Source organism: Actinomyces timonensis DSM 23838, assembly GCF_000295095.1.
Classification (GTDB): Bacteria; Actinomycetota; Actinomycetes; order Actinomycetales; family Actinomycetaceae; genus Actinomyces; species Actinomyces timonensis.
Map to the genome: position 1 here is coordinate 804,395 of NZ_JH806632.1, position 16,457 is coordinate 820,851.

A 16,457-nucleotide genomic window follows, 5' to 3' on the forward strand; every position below is an offset into this window, starting at 1 on the left:
GCGGCGGCGCCGCGCCGCCGGGACTGGCGTGGAGCGCCCGCGTCTACCATCCACGCATGCCGTCCTACCGCCGGATCCTGCGCCAGCCCGGCGCCCTGCGCTTCTCCAGCGCGGCGCTCATCGCCCGATTCCCCATGTCGATGCTGGGGATCTCCCTCATCCTCACCGTCCAGGAGGTCTACGGCTCCTACTCAGCGGCGGGCGCCGTCAGCGCGGCCCTCGTCGTCGCCCAGGCGATCGGCTCGCCGCTCCTGGCGCGGCAGGTCGACGCCCGGGGCCAGGCCGCCGTCATGCGCCCGGCCCTGGCGGTGTCCGCGGGCGCGCTGGCGGCGCTCATCGCCTGCCTGTCCACGCGAGCTCCCCTGCCCGCGGCCCTCGTCCTGGCGGCGGTGGCGGGCGCCTTCACCGGGTCGATGGGCTCGCTGGCACGCTCGCGCTGGACCGTCGTCCTGTCCACCCCGCAGGACCTCCACACGGCCTTCTCCCTGGAGGCGGCGCTCGACGAGGTCGCCTTCGTCGTCGGGCCGCCCCTGGCGACGGCGCTGAGCACCGCTCCGGCGCTGCCCGCCGCCTCGGGCGTCATCGCATGCGCGCTGCTGCAGACCGGCGGCGGGGCCTGGCTGCTGTCCCAAAGGGCCACGGAGCCCCCGGCCCATCCCCGCGCCCGTCGCGGGCAGAGCGGGCAGAGCGGGAACAGTGGCGCCGCGGCGGGAGCCGCGGACGCGACGGCCTCTCAGACCCCGGTGCTGCGCCACGGGGCGGTCCTCGTGGTCATCGCTGTGTTCATGTTCACAGGCGGCTTGTTCGGGGCGAACGACGTCGCCGCCGTCGCCATCGCGAAGGAGCTCGGGCACCCCTCGGCGGCGGGCATCGTGCTCGCCGCGTGGTCAGTGGGCTCGCTCAGCGCCGCACTGGCCTTCGGAGCGCGCGCCTGGGGCTGGCCGCTGTGGAAGCAGCTCCTTGCGGGCGTCACGGGCCTGGCGGTCGGCTGCTCGGCGCTGCCGATGATGCCGGGGCTGGTGTCGATCGCCGTCGTCATGGCCATCACCGGGATGGCGATCGCCCCCACGGTGACGATCGGCAACAACATCGTCCAGGTGACTGTCTCCCCCGCGCAGTTGACCGAGGGCCTGGCGTGGGTGGGCACCGCGCTCAACATGGGGGTGTCCCTGGGCTCTCTCGTGGCGGGCTACGCGATCGACCGCACCGGTTCCCATGGCGGGTATCTCCTCGTGGCGGGCTTCGCCTGGATGGGAGTCCTCGCTACCATCGTCGGGCTGCCGACGCTGCGATCCGCCAAGGCGAGAACCGATTTGGAGAAGCACGCATGACCTCAGCCCCGCACGGCTCCACGGCGAGGGGAGTCTCGCACCAGCGCGCGCTGGACGCCGCACTCCGCTCCCCCGCCCTCCTCATCCTGGGCTGCCTGGGACTGCTCCTCATCCCCGTCCACCAGTTGTGGGACAACCTCGTTCCCTCGTTCAAGCTCGACGCGTGGATCTACTACCACGCCGTGGCGCAGTGGCACGCGGGCGGCTCCCTCTACGACTGGTACGCCAACCCCGGGCAGAAGGTGTGGCCCTTCACCTACCCGCCCTTCGCCGCGTGGGTGCTCACCCCGCTGCTGCTCCTCACCGATCGCGCCGCGCAGGTGCTGCTCACGGCGGTCACGCCCTGGGCGGCGGCGGTCACCGCCTGGGCGGGCCTGCGCTGCCTGGGGGCGCGCGGCCGGGCTGCCTGGGGCGGCGGGGTCTGGCTCGGCCTGGCTGGCTGCCTCGTGGCCGAGCCGCTGGACAAGACCATGGAGTACGGGCAGATCAACGCGATCCTCATGATGCTCGTCGCGCTCGACCTGCTCGTGGTGCCCGCCGGCTCGCGCTGGCGGGGCGTGGGCAGCGCCGTGGCAGCGGCGATCAAGCTCACCCCGGCGATCGCCATCCTCGTCTTCCTCGTGCGCCGCGAGTGGCGGGCCGCGGCCACCATGGTCGCCACGGCCGCTGGCCTGACGGCGGCCGCCTGGGCGGCCTCCCCCAAGGAGTCCGCGCGGTTCTTCGGCGAGGCGATGCTCGACCCCTCGCGCGCGGGGCTGCCCGACTTCTCGGGCAATCAGAGCCTGCGCGGCCTGGTGGCCCGTGGCCTGCCGGAAGGGCTGTGGAGCCCGGTGTGGGCGGGGCTCGCGCTCCTGGTGATCATCGGCTCGATACTCCTGGCCAGGCGCCTGGGGCGCGGCGACCGCGGGACCGATGGGACCGCTGGGACCGATGGGCTCACCCTGCTGCTCCAGACCGGCGTGGTGATGACCTGCGGGCTGCTGGTCTCCCCCATCAGCTGGTCGCACCACTGGGTGTGGTGCCTGCCGCTGCTCATCGGCCTGGGCGTGGCCTCGTGGCGCTGGTGCTCGCCGTCGCTCATGACGGCGACGGCGGCCGGCGGACTCGTCTTCGCCCTGGCCATGCAGTGGTGGTTCCCGGAGCAGAACCACGTGGAGCAGGACTGGCCCTGGTGGGCCGGTCCGCTGGGCTCCTCCTACACGCTGTGGGCGCTCGCCGCCGGCGCGCTCCTGTGGCTGCGCGCCCCGCGCGGTGAGGGCACCACGCCGAGCGCTGAACATCCTTGAGTGCGCCCGGACGTGGGCGCATGTCAATTCTGCTGCCGTCAGCGGGGGTCGCTTGTCGCACGCTGTTGAGGATCGTTGGGATTCCAACGATCGCGATCGCCTTCTCAAGCGGTCCGGACGCCGACGGCAGCAGAATTGACACCCTGCCGGGATGCGGAGGCCGGAAGCCGACGCGCCCAGCACCATCCGCGACCACTGACGTCGCCGTCGTCCCGCTGACGGCGCTCGGGGCGTGATCGCGCGCCGAGGGCGGCGGCACCCGTAAAATCAACGGGTGCCGCTCTTCGATATCGCCCGCGCCGTGGAGGACCAGTTCCACCGCGACGTCATCCCCACGCTCAAGCGCCGTGGTTGGCGCCCGCGCGTGGTGGCCTACGACGGCTATGGATCGAGCGCGACGGCGCCCGGCGGCGGCGATATGGCGCGGGTGCTGGCGCGCATGGTGCTGCGGCCGGCGGATGCTCCCACCGAGGGCCCGCTGTTCCGCTCGCTTCCGGAGAAGCGCCCGGCCTCGGCCGCTGAGGTCCTCGACAACGCCCGCATCTCCTTGGCGGACGCGCAGCGCGGCTGGCGCCTGTTCATCGACGCCCCGGTGCCACACCTCCCGGTGACGATCACCGTGGGGGATGCCCGGGTGCGCACGCGGGCGGACCGGGAGGGGTACATCGACGTCGTCGTGCGCGGGCACGGCCTGGGCGCGGGCTGGCATGACGCGGTGATCGACGCCGCGGGGGCGGGAAGCTCCACGGCCCGTGTGCTCGTGGTGGGCCCGGAGCCGACTCTCGGGATCATTTCGGATATCGATGACACGGCGATGATCTCGCACGTGCCGCGCATGCTCGTGGCGGCGTGGAACCAGTTGGTGAAGTACTCCTCGGCGCGCGAGCCGGTGCCCGGGATGGCCCGCCTCTACCGGCGCGTCCAGCAGGCGCACGGGGGCGCCCCGGTGTTCTACCTGTCCACGGGGGCGTGGAACGTCATGCCGACTCTGCGCGCGTTCTTCTCCCGCCATGGCTTCCCGGAGGGGCCGGCGCTCATGACCGACTGGGGTCCGACGAACACGGGGTGGTTCCGCAGTGGCATCGAGCACAAGCGCACGGAGCTGCGGCGCCTCATGATCGATCTTCCGCAGGTGCGCTGGCTGCTCGTGGGGGACGACGGCCAGCATGATCCGCTCATCTATGGAGAGGCAGCCCGGGAGCACGCCGACCGCGTGGCCGCGGTGGCGATCCGGCGACTGAGCGCCACCGAGCAGGTGCTCGCCGGGGGTATCACGGCCCATCCCATGGGCATTGGGCCGGCCGCGCGCACCTTGGCCGAGGCGGATGTGCCGGTGGTGGTGGGATCGAATGGCTTCGAGCTGGCCACGCGCCTGCCCGCCTCGATCATCGGCAGGGCCTGATTCGCGAGTTCCCCGCTGTCAGGGCGCGTCCAGTGTCCCGGGAGTGAGGTAGCCCTCCTCCTCGTAGTATGCGAGATCTCTATACAACTGGGTGATGAAGGGTGACTCAATTTCTGCCATGACTAGGGCACTTAGTCCCCCAAGGGTCACTGTCACATCATTGGGCAGCACCCACGAATGCTCCGTATGATCATCTCGAGTATTGTCAGACGGAGCGCCCCATAATTCGGAGAGCGCGCCGACATAGGCCCGGTACGCCGATCGCGCAAGAGGATCGCAGATCGCATCTTCCCCATCTCCCCCCCGCGACGAGAGGGGAATGCTCACGCCCTTGACATTCCCATACTTGTCAACTCGGTCAATAAATCCGTCGTCCCTGCCATCACAGGAGAGCTTGGTGGTGAAAAACCTCCCGTCGTCCACCGCAGGCCTCCAACCAAGACGATCCCGTATGCCAAACGCCTCCTGAAGACCCATCGGCCACTCGCGGTCAGTCCACGCCCGGATCCAGCTCACCGCTTCCTGCACAGGGAGCACTCGAAACTCAACCGTCATGGCACATCAAACGTCCCGGGAGTGAGGTAGCCCTCCTCCTCGTAGTATGCAATCTCTCTATCCAACTGAGTGATCGAGGGTGAGTCAATTTCTGCGATAATTAGAGCGCTTAGTCCCCCGAGGGTCACTGTCACATCATTGGGCAGCACCCAAGAATGCTCCGTATGATCATCTCGAGTATTGTCGGACGGCGCGCCCCATAATTCGGAGAGCGCCCCGACGTAAGCGCGGTACGCCGATCGTGCAAGAGGATCACATGTCGCATCTTCCCCATCTCCCCCCCGTGACGAGAGGGGAAACCAAACACCCTCGATATTTCCATACTCATCGACGTCATCGATAAACCCGTCTTCCCTGCCATCATCGGATAACTTCGTGGTAAATAGCGTTCCGTCGCCCGGCGAGGGCCTCCAGCCAAGACGATCCCGTATGCCAAAAGCCTCCTGAAGACCCATCGGCCACTCGCGGTCAGTCCACGCCCGGATCCAGGCGACAGCTTCAGCGACAGGAAGCACTCGAAACTCAACCGTCATGGCACATCAAACGTCCCGGGAGTGAGGTAGCCCTTCTCCTCGTAGTAGGCAATCTCTCTATCCAACTGAGTGATCGAGGGCGAACCAATTTCCACTGTAATTAGCGCGCTTAGCCCACCAAGTCTCACCGTCACGTCATTGGGCAGCACCCACGAATGCTCCGTATGAGCGTTTCGAGTGTTGTCAGATGGCGCGCCCCACAATTCGGAGAGCGCGTCGACATAGGCGCGGTAAGCCGATCGCGCAAGAGGATCGCAGATCGCATCTTCCCCATCTCCCCCCCGTGACGAGAGAGGAAACCTAACTCCCTCGACATTTCCACGCTCATCAACGTCATCGATAAATCCGTCTGCCCTGCCATCATCGGACAACTTCGTGGTAAATCGCGTCCCATCGTCCGACGCGGGCCTCCAAGCAAGACGATCTCGTATTCCAAAAGCTTCCGGAATACCCATCGGCCACTCGCGGTCAGTCCACGCCCGGATCCAGCTCACCGCTTCCTGCACAGGGAGCGCTCGAAACTCAACCGTCATGGCACATCAAACGTCCCGGGAGTGAGGTAGCCCTCCTCCTCGTAGAACTCTTCGACTTGATGAATTTGAGTAATTGCCGGCGAATCAATTTCGACATGAATTAATGAATCCTGCCCTGACACACTGACAGTGAGTCCATTCGGATGGATCCACCGGCGTCGACGTATCCCATAGCTCGGAGAATCACATTTGACCCCGGGACCCCATAACGCTGACAACTTTTCAATATAGGCTTCGTATGTCGATCTTGAGAGCGGTTCACAGGAGGCCGCATCTTCACATCCCCGGGACGACAACGGAAAACTTACGCCTTCGATCCAGCCATTTTTATCCGGGAATCCGATATATCCATCTTCCTCGGGCGACAGTCGCGTCGCAAATATAGACCCATCATCCGGCCTGGGTCGCCATCCAAGCTGATCGCGAACCGCAAACGCCTCGCCCATCGACATCGGCCACTTATGATCTGTCCACGCCCGAATCCAAGACACAGCCTCGGCCACGGAGAGAACGCGAAATTCAGTCATTTGTCTCCTCCTCAGATCGCCGCGATTTTAGCGTTCATTTTGTCAATAAATTCCCTCGTTGGCGCGACCGACTCAGAGTACACGCTATGCGTCGCACCAGCCGAAGGGGTTGTCAGCACATCTGTGCGCATCTTGGTGCGTCCGCTTACAACCGACTCCCATACATTTGGATTATCACGAAAGTAACGGACGACTCGTTTATCACTTAACATTCGATCCATCGAATAATTCGATGTTCCTTGCGCTGCAGGAGATCCGCTCAACTCTCTAAGTTTGTAGGTCTTTCCTGGCTGATAGCTGGCCGCGCCCCCCTTATACTCCGGTATCACTAGTTCATCTCCGTCGGACGATACGGCGAGCCCGTCTACTTGCCCAGCACCAGTATTACGAGCTGCCGGCTCTGATCGAAATTCGCTAGGAGTTTCGTATCCTCGACGCGCAAGCGCCTGTTCACCCCCTCTTTCACCAGCGTACCTAGCCGTCCGGGCAATATCGCCGCGACCCGCACTTACCTCATTTGCTACCTGCTTGAGTCTCCTGATATCCTCCGGATCGGCTTTTTTCTTCTCGAGGAGTCCTATCGTGTCACTGATTTTTCCCCTCGTGAAGTCCGATGCGGTCAGGCCGTACTTGTTGGCAAGAGTCTCCAACTCAGAGATGTTGGCGTCAAGGGCCGCCTTCTTCCTCGCCCGGTCCTCGAAGATGCTCTCGAGCTCCCTCAGATCCTCTGCCTCGGACGCTCCATGCCTGGCCGCCCGCCGCTCAGCGGCCGCCTCCGCGGCGCGCCGCGCCGCCCCACTCTCCGATGCGGCCCGTCCGCGCGCGGCCCACTCGGCGGCCTCTCCCATCTCCTCGCGCATCGCGCGGGTCTTGGCCAGGGTCTCCGCCGTCGCATGACCCGCCCTCCCCATGAAGGAGCCAGGAACGAAGGTCAGGGCGAAGTCAACGATGTCGAGAACGAGCTTCTCCGGCGTCGCCGTGGACAAGTACTCCTTGATGGCCGCCGCGGGATCGCGCAGCAGGGAGTCGAGCCCCGCCCCATGGGCGGCCACCCAGGTCAAGATGCCAGTCGCACCCATCGCCAGCGCGAACGAGCCCCCAGAGGCCATGATGAGCAGGACTCCGAGAGCCGTCAGGAGGATCTGCCCGCCCATGCCCAGCCCGTCCCACCACTCCGCGAGCATCTCGAGCAGGCCCGCGAAGAACATCCCATCCCCGTCGGTGGTGAGGAACTCACCAACCTCCTGGGAGATCATCAGCCCCCACCAGCACACCCCCACCAGCAGGAGCGCGCACAGGAGCGCCCACAACCGGAAGAGCCACCGAGCACGGGGCTCGCGCCCCGGGGCCCCACGCCCCATGGCATCGGCGCGCACCCCGCGCACCTGCACCCCCATCGCGCTCCCCTGGCGCATCGCCGCCCACGTCCCCCAGCGCCGATCCCCATACGCCCGGAAGACCACCACCATGTCACTCCACGTGAACTGCGCCAGGGCCATCACCGAGGCCATAGCGGCCCGCAGCGGGGCCGGCAGCTCGATCACGGGGAACCGGACAGCGGGAGCATCCCCCACCGTGAACCCATGGACGCCCATGCACGCCCGCCGGTAGGCGTCCACCAGGAGGCACACCACGAGCATGAGCACCGAGACGGGGATGCTCAGCGAGCCCTCGGACCCGGCGCTCCAGAGGAAAGGAATCCACCCCGGCACACCAGGCGTCCTGGCATCGCTCCAGTCCACAAGCGAGGCATTGCCATTCCACCCAGCATGATCCGCGATCATCTGAAGCAGGGCCAGCACCGGCAGCGCCAGGGCCGCCGCCCGCCTGACAACCACCCTCAGGGGAGTCCTCGCGACAGGACCGATGCGCCACAGCGCGATCGCCAGGCCGATAGCCATAGCCACCGTCATGGTGTGCACCTGGTGCCCTACCGCCAGCCCGTCGGTCATCTCGCTGGAGTAGGAGCCGATCGTCCACGGGTTGGGCGAGTAATGGAAGCGCTCCTCGCCGAGAACCCGCTCCCACAGGCCTGGCTCGCCCAGACGCCTCACGCTGTCCTCGGCCACCGTGAATCCCAGGCCAGAGGCGAAACCGAGGAGCGCCCAGTCCACCGCGGCGAAGCGCCGGACCCTGCCCGGCGCCAGCACGGCGAGCAGCACGAGCACCACGAGCTTGGCGGGCTCCTCGATGAACGCGGCGAGCGTCACCCTCGCGCCGTCGTCCGACGGCGACAGCCCACCCAGCCCGCCGATCCAGCGGGTCGCCAGGGCCGTCGCCACGGCGCTCCAGATGCCGATCCCGTAGACGGCGGAGATCGCCCGCCACCCGATGGTTCGCGTGCGGGCGAGCATCGTGATGAGCACGAGCCCCATGGCGGCGAAGATGGGTGGCACCATGGCCACCGCGAGCCGGGGGATGACGATGAGCGCGATGATCCCCAGCGGGATCGCGATCGCGTAGAGGGCCCACACCGTGCGGCACAGGTTTCTCGCGAACCTGAGATGCCGAGCCCACCATCCCCGGTAGGCCGCGCTGAGCCTCTCCCACCACTCGGGAGGATGACCCCGGTACGCGCTGAGAACCAGCGCCGCAGACCCCCTGGCAGTGCCCCCAGGGGCCCCAAGGCCCGCTCGCAGGGGGCCGCCACCGGTGGGGGCCCAGGCTCCATAGACAGCGCCATTACTCATCGACACAGGTCAGACCGTAAGCAGACCGGAAAAGTCACAGCAAGGTCACGGTCCCCGGGGAGGATGGGTAGTCCACGGGGAGTGATGGGGAGAAGACGGTCCCACGACCCCGCGCGCTCCAACACCAAGGACTTAAGCCCCAGGATCGGTCTTGTGGTTCGCCCGCTGAGGGCCCTCGGGCGCGCCTCGCCCAGGAGTCGCCGGACGGCTAGGCTGGGCGCCGCGGTCCGGGCGCAACGGGCCCGCCGCACGCATCTAGGAGGCACGCATGAGCAAGCTCCCCTTCGTCCTCGGCCTCAGCGCCGGGTACGTCCTGGGCACCCGGGCGGGCCGCGCCCAGTACGAGCGCATCAAGGCGACCGCCAAGGGCGTCGCCGAGCAGCCCTTCGTCCGCACGCGGGTCGACGCCGCCCAGGCACGGGTCGCCCAGGCCGTGCGCCAGCAGGGCGAGGCCGTCACCGACAAGGTGGCCGACGCCGTCAAGGAGCGTCTCTTCGGCGCCCCCGCCGCCCCGGCGTCGCGCGGCTCCGAGCCGATCGCCGTCGACGACGCCACGATCCGGCCCGTCCGATAGCGGCGCCCGCGCCCCTCAGAGGTCCTCGGGGTCGAGGGGCTTGCGGCCGCGCAGCCATGCGCGGGAGGCACCGCCGCCCCCACTGGCCTGCCGCGCGCCGTCGCCCTTGAGACGCAGGCCCATGAGCCCCCGGCGCCACCCGATCGCGCTGGTGCTCGACAGCGACCAACGAGCAGGCCGCTCCCCCCGATCGCCCCGGGCGCGCCGCCTCGACTCACGGTCCCCCACCACGGGCAGCTGCCAGGAGCGCCAGTAGGCGAGCAGGCACAGCCCCGCCCCCACGAGCATGGCGCCGAGCATCCCCCAGCTCTCATGGAATCCCGCGCGGACCATCGCCACATCGGTCAGTGCGGCGATGAGGGCGGGCACGGCGTAGAGCTTGTTGCCGCCGAAAACCGCAGGGGTCTCCCCCACGGAGACGTCGCGGATCATCGATCCACCCACCGCCGTCAGGCACCCCAGCAGGAGCGCGGGCATGACGCCCAGTCCATTGGCGAGGGCCTTGGAGGCGCCCGTGGCCGCCCACACGCCCAGGACGAGCGCGTCGGCCACCACGAGGAAGCGGCGGGCCGGGCGGGAGGTGAAGGGGACGAGCCAGGCGATCATCGCGCCCGCGCAGGCGGCGTAGAGGTAATAGGGGTCGGTCAGGGCGAAGGGCGGGCCGTTCTGGATCATGACGTCGCGCAGGATGCCGCCAGCGGTCGCCGTGAGGATCGCGAGGACCACGAAGCCCACGAGGTCGAAGTTCTTGCGGCGGGCGATGAGCGCCCCCAGGATCCCGTTGAACAGCACGCCGGACAGGTCGATGGCGCGGAAGGTCACGGGCAGGGCGCCGAGGGCCGTGATCTGCGCGGGATGAAGCGCGATGGGGAGGCAGATCGCTGACAGCACGGCCACACGATAGAGGATGCGCGGCGGGCTGAGCGGGCACGCTGCGAGGACTCACCGGGGGCGGGGAGGAATGCCGTGGGAACGTGATGGGGGCGCGCCGGCGGCCGCCTCCTCAGGCTCCCCGAAACCACCGCTGGCGGGCCCGTCGACCGCAGGGGGAGGATCGAGCCGTGCCATCATCGCGCTCCCTGTCCTCACAGCCATCACAGCCGCGACAGCCCACCCGCTCCTCGCCGTCGTCGTCCCCCGCGCAGAAGCAACAGACCGCGGGCTCTCGCTACGCCCCTCCCGTGGACCTGTCCAAGTACGCCTGGATGTCCATCGGGGCCGCCCTGTCCACCATCGCCCTGAAATCGTGGGCCGCATGGGTGACCAGCTCGGCCGGGCTCCTGTCGGACGCGGCGGAATCGGTGGTCAACCTGGTGGCGGCGATCGTGGCCCTGTGGGTCCTCAAGGTCTCGATCCGCCCGGCGGACGAGGACCACCAGTTCGGCCATTCCAAGGCGGAGTACTTCTCCGCGGTGGTCGAGGGCGTCATGATCTTCGTGGCCGCGGCCTTCATCATCGTCACGGCGGCCGAGAGGATCATCGACCCGGTCATGCCCGACAGACTGGGGCTGGGACTGGCGGTCTCCGTCATCGCCTCGCTCATCAACGGCGGCGTCGCCTGGGTCCTGTACCGGGCGGGGCGCCGCGAGCACTCGGCCACGCTCATCGCCGACTCCAAGCACCTGGCCACTGATGTCATCACCTCCGCGGCCGTGCTCGTGGGCGTGGGGGTCGTGGCGATCACGGGCTCGCCGGTGCTCGACGCCCTCGTCGCCCTGGGGGCGGGCCTCAACATCATGTGGACGGGGTTCAAGCTCATCAACGAGTCGGTGAGCTGGCTCATGGACGCGGCCCCCGCGGCCGAGGCGATCGCCCGGGTGGAGGAGGTGCTGGGCGCCCGCCGCGACCCGGGCCGCATCGACTTCCACGCCATGCGCATCCGCGAGGCGGGCAACCGCCGCTTCATGGACCTGCATGTGCTCGTGCCCGACGCCTGGACGGTCAAGCAGGGGCACGACTACGCCGAGGACCTCATCGACGACCTGGTCCGCTCCGACCCAGGTTTGAGGGTCTCGGCGCATCTCGAGCCGATCGGCGATCCGAAGAGCTACGAGGACCTCGACGACGTCTGATCGCCCCGACCTGCCCCGGCAGCGCCCGGGCCTCTACCGGCCGCGCCCAGGCCCGAGGGCCCCGTTCTGGGCGATTCGCGCAGGTGCGGGGTTGTGGCGGGGAGGGTTCGTCGTCGGATTCCACGGCGAGATAGAGCGCTCCGTGCCACACTCGTGCCATGAGCCCAGCAGTTCTGTCCGCGACCGCTCCGTCCCTCCGCCATCACACAGCGCCGCAGGACGCCCCCTGGCGCCGTCTCGACCACATCGGGGTCGAGATCTGCCTGGAGAACGTCGCCGGCGTGCGGCTCGCGGTCCGCGCGGGAGCGGATCGCGCCGAGTTGTGCGACAACCTCACCGTCGGCGGCACCACGCCCTCGATCGGCGCGATCGAGGCCGCTGTCCTGGCCGCCGCCGAGGAGGTCGAGGCCAAGCGCCAGCGCATCGGCGCGCACTGGGCGAGCTCAGCGGGAGGCGCGCCCTTCGGCCTGCGCATCATGATCCGTCCCCGGGGCGGCGGCTTCATCTACGACGGCGACGGCCGGCGCGCGATGATCGCCGACGTCCGCCGGATCGCCGCCCTGGCGCGCGAGATGAGCGAGTACACCCGCCCGGTCCCCACCTCCAACCCGGCTCAGCCCCTGCCCCCGGCCGTGGACCTGGGGCTCGTCGTCGGCGGGCTGACGGACGACGGCGCCGTGGACCGGGGCCTCATCCGCCTCCTCAAGGACCTCGCCGACGGCGCCCCCCTGACCTACCACCGGGCGATCGACGCCAGCCGCGATCCTCTGGAGGCCTACCGCGACCTGCGCCAGCTCGGCATCGACTACGTCCTCACCAGCGGCGCGGCGGACACGGCGCTTGACGGGGCGCGGGCGATCGCCGCGATGGTGGCCGAGGAGGGGCCGACGGTCATCGCCACCGGCATGGTGCGCAGCCACAACGCCGCCGAGGTCATCGAGGCCACGGGCGCGGGGGAGATCCACCTGCGCTGCTCCTTCCCCGACCTTCCCCCGCACCTGCCCCAGAACACCGATGAGGAGCAGGTGCGCGAGATCGTCGAGGTGGCGCGTGCCCTGCCGGTGCCGGGCGGGCCGGGCGACTGAGCGCCGCGCGCGCACCGAGGGCCTCCGCGAGAGGAGGACCGCCCAGGAGGACTGGGGCCGGCGTCGCTGAAAGCCGCCGGCCCCCGTCGCCTGGACCGGGATGGGCCGTCCTGGGCGGGCCCGGCGCGCTCAGCCCTCCACGCGGGCCCGCACGCGCGCGGCCGCGGCCGCGGCCACGAGGTTCCTCAGCGAGCTCGTGGTCTCCTCATAGCCGCGGGTCTTGAGCCCGCAATCGGGGTTGACCCAGATGCTCCCGGCGCCCAGGGCGTCGACGGCGCGGCCGATGAGCTCGGCGCACTCCTCGGTGCTGGGCACGCGCGGGGAGTGGATGTCCCATACGCCTGGGCCGAGCTGGCGCGTGAAGCCGTGGGCGGCGACGGCGGGCAGGATGTCCATCCGGGAGCGGGAGGCCTCGATGGAGGTGACATCGGCGTCGAGGTGGTCGACGGCGTCGATGACCACATCGAACTCCGAGTAGCACAGGTGGGTGTGGATCTGGGTTGCGCTCGCGGCCCCGCCGGTGGCCAGGCGGAAGGAGCCGACGGACCACTCCAGGTAGGCGGGGCGATCGGCGCGGCGCAGCGGGAGGGTCTCGCGGATGGCCGGCTCGTCGACCTGGATGACGCCGATGCCCGCGGCCTCCAGGTCGGCCACCTCCGCGCGCAGGGCCAGGCCCAGCTGGTCGGCGACCTCGGCGCGCGGCAGGTCATCGCGCACGAAGGACCAGGCCATGATCGTCACCGGGCCGGTGAGCATGCCCTTGAGGGGCTTGTCGGTGAGCGACTGGGCGTAGGAGGACCAGGCCACCGTCATCGGGGCGGGCCGGGCGACGTCGCCCCACAGGATCGAGGGGCGGGTGCAGCGCGAGCCGTAGGACTGCACCCAGCCGTGCTCGGTGGTGGTGAAGCCGTCGAGCAGCTCGGCGAAGTACTGGACCATGTCATTGCGCTCGGCCTCGCCGTGGACGAGGACATCCAGGCCGATCTCCTCCTGGAGGCGCACCACGCGCTCGATCTCGGCCCTCATCTGCGCCCCGTAGCCAGCGGCGTCGAGCTCGCCCTTGCGGTGGGCGGCGCGGGCGGCGCGGATCTCACGGGTCTGCGGGAAGGATCCGATGGTCGTGGTGGGCAGGAGGGGCAGCCCCAGGCGCGCGTCCTGGAGCGGCTTGCGCTCGGCGTAGGGCGGGCGGGCCCGGTCGGCGGGGGTGATGGCGCCGACGGCCTCGCGGACCTCGGCGCGCCGCACCCCGGGGTGGGCGGCCCGCTGGGCGCGCAGGCGCGCGTCGAGGGCGAGCTCGTCGGCGATGGAGCCCCTGCCCTCGTCCAGGCCGCGCGCGAGGGTGAGGACCTCCCCCACCTTCTGGTCGGCGAAGGCCAGCCAGGAGCGGATGGCGGGGTCGAGGGAGGCCTCGCGCTCGACGTCGTGCGGGACATGCTGCAGTGAGGTCGAGGTGGCCACGGTGAGGGGCGTGCCCGCGGGCAGGGCGTCTCGCAGGCGCTCGAGGGTGGTGAGCGCGGCATCGAGGTCGGTGCGCCAGATGTTGCGCCCGGAGACGACGCCGGCGACCACGGTCTTGCCCCCCAGGGCTGCCAGGTCCTCGGCCGGGGGCAGCTCCCCGGCGACGAGGTCGAGGCCCACGGCCTCGACCCCCGTGCCCGCCAGGACCGGCAGGGCGTCGCCGAGCGAGCCGTAGGCGCCGGTCACCAGGACCTGGGGTCGCTCGGTGATAGCGGCGATCCAGGTGTAGGCCCAGCCGGCGGCGGCCAGGACCTCCTCGCGGGGAACGCCCCAGGTGTCGGCCACGAGGGCGGGCTCGTCGAGCTGGACCCACTGCGCTCCGGCGGCCCACAGGTCGGCCAGAAGGTGCCCGTAGGCCCCCAGGAGGTCCTTGACGCGGTCGATCGGCCGGAATCCGGGGGCGGCGTCGTCGGAGGCCTTGGCCAGGAGCAGGTAGGTGATCGGCCCGACGATGACCGGCCGGGGGGCCGGCTCGCCCGCGGCGAGGGCCTCGAGGACCTGGGCGGCGGGCCCGTCCGTGGGGTCGATGGCGCCGAAGCCGGGGACGTAGTCGAGGACGGTGGACTCGTCGATCTCGGGGACGAGGTAGTGGTAGTTCGAGTCCATCCACTTCGTCATCTCCTGCGCCGCGAGGTCGCCCTGGCCGCGCGCCACGGTGAAGTGGCCCTCGAGGCCCAGCCCTGGGTGCCCCGCCCCGGCGCCACCGCGCAGGTGGGCGAATCGGGAGGGGACGGCGCCCAGGGCGCTCGTGATCTGGAGGACCTGGTCGTAGTAGGCGAAGTCGGCGGGGACGGCGGCTGGTCCGCCAAGGCCCAGGGCGCGCAGGCGCTCGCGGGTGGCCCGGCGCAGGTCAGCGGCGGCTCCGCGCAGCTCATCAGCGCCGCTGGCGCCCTTCCAGTAGGACTCGACGGCCCGCTTGAGCTCGCGGTCGGGCCCGATGCGCGGGTAGCCGAGGATGGTCGCGGCGGGAAGAGGGGTGGAGGCGGTGGTCGTCGGCGTGGTCATGATCGTCGCTTTCGTCGTCGAGGTTCAGGGGCGCGCGGAACCGGCGTGGGCCGGCTCGGGCATTCGACGATCACCACCGGGCGTGGCGTTGAGGTAGGCGCGGCGCACATCGCGCTGCATGGAGGCCGAGACGCGCTCGCCGCCGAGGATGCCGCCGAGCCGCAGCTGGCTGATGACGTCGAGGGCGGGGCGGGTGCGGTTGAAGGTGTAGAGGTGGATGCCGGGCGCGCCGCCGTCGAGGACCTCGGTGGCCAGCCTCAGGGTGGCGTCGATGCCGCGCACGACGGCCTGGGCGCCGCGGGCCGGCCCGAGGCTGGCGGCGAGGCCCTCCGGGATGGGGACGCCGGTGAGGGAGGCCAGGCGGGAGAGCCGGGAGAGGTCGGTCATCGGCAGGATGCCGGGCAGCAGCGGCATCGAGACGCCGCAGTAGGTGGCGGCGCGGGCGAGCGAGAGGTAGTCCTCGGAGTCGTAGAAGACCTGGGTGATGGCCAGGTCCGCGCCAGCCGCCTGCTTGGCGGCGAGGATCTCGACGCCGCGCCCGTGGTCGAGCACCGCGGGGTAGGCGGCGACGGCGATCGTGAGGTGGCGCTCGCCGTCGTCGAAGTACTCGGACTCGACCTCCCGGATGACGCGCACGAGGTCCTCGGCGTGGGCCAGCTCGCCGGGCAGCTCGTCGGCGTCGTGGCCGCGGGGAGGGTCGCCGCGCAGGGCCAGGAAGCGGCGCACGCCCATGGCGAGGAAGAGACGGATGATCTCGACGACGTCGCGCTTGCGGTAGCCGATGCAGGTCAGGTGCGCCATGAGGTCCACGTCGGAGCGGGCCAGCACGTGGGCGACGACGTCCTCGGCGGGGTTGTGCTCGCGGACCACCCTGACGGCGGGATCGGCGGGCCGGGTTCCCAGGACGAAGGTCGGACGGTAGGTGACGGAGACGAAATCTGGGGCGGTGGCCAGCAGTCGGTCCAGGGCGCTCCAGGTCTGGGAGGCGCTGGCGCGGGGCGGGAAGAGCTCGAGGGAGAGCGTGGGCGCGCGGCCGACGGGGGCCGAGGCGGGCCCAGAGGCGGTCGGCACGGGAGACTCGTGAGCGGCGGGTGCGGGGGCACCGGGGATGGTTGGCATGATTCTCCATCGTTCCTGGCGGAAGCACCCTCGAGGGGTTGCTGCGACGTCGTTGAGCCAGGTCTCTCGATCGCTCTGGATGGGTGAGCCGATCGTGCCAGACCACGCGCCACAAGGGCCGTGGGGTCCGATTCCTGAGACTCGACGGCGGCCCCGGGTGCCCGCGGGCACGCGCCGGCAGTGGCCGCGCCCCGTCGGGGCGTCACGCTCCCAGCGCAATCACCCAT

14 protein-coding genes and 1 riboswitch are annotated in these 16,457 nt (G+C 69.8%); of the genes, 6 read left to right on the forward strand and 8 right to left on the reverse strand.

The window, feature by feature from the left end:
* Positions 1-56: 56 nt before the first annotated feature.
* From A1QA_RS0103645 to A1QA_RS0103655, 3 genes are all read left to right on the forward strand, one after another.
* Complete coding sequence (locus A1QA_RS0103645) at positions 57-1,331, forward strand: MFS transporter (RefSeq protein ID WP_017177570.1); 1,275 nt, start codon at positions 57-59, stop codon at positions 1,329-1,331.
* Entirely contained in the window at positions 1,328-2,617 is a 1,290-nt protein-coding gene (locus A1QA_RS0103650) for a glycosyltransferase 87 family protein (protein WP_017177571.1), read from the forward strand. The genes A1QA_RS0103645 and A1QA_RS0103650 overlap by 4 nt, the downstream gene beginning before the upstream one ends.
* A gap of 274 nt (positions 2,618-2,891) precedes the next feature.
* On the forward strand, positions 2,892-4,019 hold the full coding sequence (locus tag A1QA_RS0103655; protein ID WP_017177572.1) for an App1 family protein: 1,128 nt from the start codon (positions 2,892-2,894) through the stop codon (positions 4,017-4,019).
* A gap of 18 nt (positions 4,020-4,037) precedes the next feature.
* Here A1QA_RS0103655 and A1QA_RS15250 read toward each other — a convergent pair whose 3' ends face one another.
* The 5 genes from A1QA_RS15250 to A1QA_RS0103665 are packed head-to-tail and all read right to left on the reverse strand — an operon-like array spanning position 4,038 to position 8,542.
* The gene (locus tag A1QA_RS15250; protein ID WP_082181110.1) at positions 4,038-4,574 is read right to left on the reverse strand and encodes a DUF6301 family protein; all 537 of its coding nucleotides are present in this window, start codon (positions 4,572-4,574) and stop codon (positions 4,038-4,040) included.
* Positions 4,571-5,107: a DUF6301 family protein gene (locus A1QA_RS15255; RefSeq protein WP_082181111.1), complete on the reverse strand. Its 537-nt coding sequence runs from the start codon at positions 5,105-5,107 to the stop codon at positions 4,571-4,573. The genes A1QA_RS15250 and A1QA_RS15255 overlap by 4 nt, the downstream gene beginning before the upstream one ends.
* Positions 5,104-5,640, reverse strand: a complete 537-nt coding sequence (locus A1QA_RS16450) for a DUF6301 family protein (protein ID WP_082181112.1) — start codon at positions 5,638-5,640, stop codon at positions 5,104-5,106. Before A1QA_RS16450 ends, A1QA_RS15255 begins: the two co-directional genes overlap by 4 nt.
* Entirely contained in the window at positions 5,637-6,167 is a 531-nt protein-coding gene (locus A1QA_RS15730) for a DUF6301 family protein (protein ID WP_154652222.1), read from the reverse strand. Before A1QA_RS15730 ends, A1QA_RS16450 begins: the two co-directional genes overlap by 4 nt.
* Before the next feature lie 11 nt (positions 6,168-6,178).
* On the reverse strand, positions 6,179-8,542 hold the full coding sequence (locus A1QA_RS0103665) for a protease PrsW (protein ID WP_244266056.1): 2,364 nt from the start codon (positions 8,540-8,542) through the stop codon (positions 6,179-6,181).
* A 583-nt stretch (positions 8,543-9,125) separates the two neighbouring features.
* On the opposite strand from A1QA_RS0103665, the gene A1QA_RS0103670 reads away from it, so the two are divergent.
* Positions 9,126-9,431, forward strand: coding sequence for a hypothetical protein (locus A1QA_RS0103670; protein WP_017177575.1), 306 nt, complete (start codon positions 9,126-9,128; stop codon positions 9,429-9,431).
* A gap of 15 nt (positions 9,432-9,446) precedes the next feature.
* Here the strand turns inward: A1QA_RS0103670 and A1QA_RS13290 are convergent, their stop codons facing one another.
* Positions 9,447-10,322, reverse strand: a complete 876-nt coding sequence (locus A1QA_RS13290; protein ID WP_425265722.1) for a trimeric intracellular cation channel family protein — start codon at positions 10,320-10,322, stop codon at positions 9,447-9,449.
* Between the two features lie 290 nt (positions 10,323-10,612).
* Here A1QA_RS13290 and A1QA_RS0103680 point away from each other — a divergent pair, with 290 nt between their 5' ends.
* Entirely contained in the window at positions 10,613-11,503 is an 891-nt protein-coding gene (locus A1QA_RS0103680; protein ID WP_017177577.1) for a cation diffusion facilitator family transporter, read from the forward strand.
* 158 nt (positions 11,504-11,661) lie between these two features.
* A complete protein-coding gene (locus A1QA_RS0103685; protein ID WP_017177578.1) occupies positions 11,662-12,588 on the forward strand; it encodes a copper homeostasis protein CutC in 927 nt (308 codons plus the stop codon).
* A 129-nt stretch (positions 12,589-12,717) separates the two neighbouring features.
* On the opposite strand, the gene metE is transcribed toward A1QA_RS0103685, so the two are convergent.
* Both metE and A1QA_RS13295 read right to left on the reverse strand, forming a co-directional pair.
* Entirely contained in the window at positions 12,718-15,111 is a 2,394-nt protein-coding gene (gene metE, locus A1QA_RS0103690; RefSeq protein WP_017177579.1) for a 5-methyltetrahydropteroyltriglutamate--homocysteine S-methyltransferase, read from the reverse strand.
* Between the two features lie 24 nt (positions 15,112-15,135).
* A complete protein-coding gene (locus A1QA_RS13295; protein WP_051000511.1) occupies positions 15,136-16,230 on the reverse strand; it encodes a methylenetetrahydrofolate reductase in 1,095 nt (364 codons plus the stop codon).
* A gap of 3 nt (positions 16,231-16,233) precedes the next feature.
* Positions 16,234-16,316, reverse strand: a riboswitch (SAM riboswitch).
* Positions 16,317-16,457: the final 141 nt, after the last annotated feature.

Bases quoted from the DNA above. Each gene is read 5' to 3' on its own strand.
- A1QA_RS0103645 (WP_017177570.1), top strand. From the start codon at position 57: ATGCCGTCCTACCGCCGGATCCTGCGCCAGCCCGGCGCCCTGCGCTTC.
- A1QA_RS0103650 (WP_017177571.1), top strand. From the start codon at position 1,328: ATGACCTCAGCCCCGCACGGCTCCACGGCGAGGGGAGTCTCGCACCAG.
- A1QA_RS15250 (WP_082181110.1), bottom strand. From the start codon at position 4,574: ATGACGGTTGAGTTTCGAGTGCTCCCTGTGCAGGAAGCGGTGAGCTGG.
- A1QA_RS15255 (WP_082181111.1), bottom strand. From the start codon at position 5,107: ATGACGGTTGAGTTTCGAGTGCTTCCTGTCGCTGAAGCTGTCGCCTGG.
- A1QA_RS16450 (WP_082181112.1), bottom strand. From the start codon at position 5,640: ATGACGGTTGAGTTTCGAGCGCTCCCTGTGCAGGAAGCGGTGAGCTGG.
- A1QA_RS15730 (WP_154652222.1), bottom strand. From the start codon at position 6,167: ATGACTGAATTTCGCGTTCTCTCCGTGGCCGAGGCTGTGTCTTGGATT.
- A1QA_RS0103665 (WP_244266056.1), bottom strand. From the start codon at position 8,542: ATGGGGCTCGTGCTCATCACGATGCTCGCCCGCACGCGAACCATCGGG.
- A1QA_RS0103670 (WP_017177575.1), top strand. From the start codon at position 9,126: ATGAGCAAGCTCCCCTTCGTCCTCGGCCTCAGCGCCGGGTACGTCCTG.
- A1QA_RS0103685 (WP_017177578.1), top strand. From the start codon at position 11,662: ATGAGCCCAGCAGTTCTGTCCGCGACCGCTCCGTCCCTCCGCCATCAC.
- metE (WP_017177579.1), bottom strand. From the start codon at position 15,111: ATGACCACGCCGACGACCACCGCCTCCACCCCTCTTCCCGCCGCGACC.
- A1QA_RS13295 (WP_051000511.1), bottom strand. From the start codon at position 16,230: ATGCCAACCATCCCCGGTGCCCCCGCACCCGCCGCTCACGAGTCTCCC.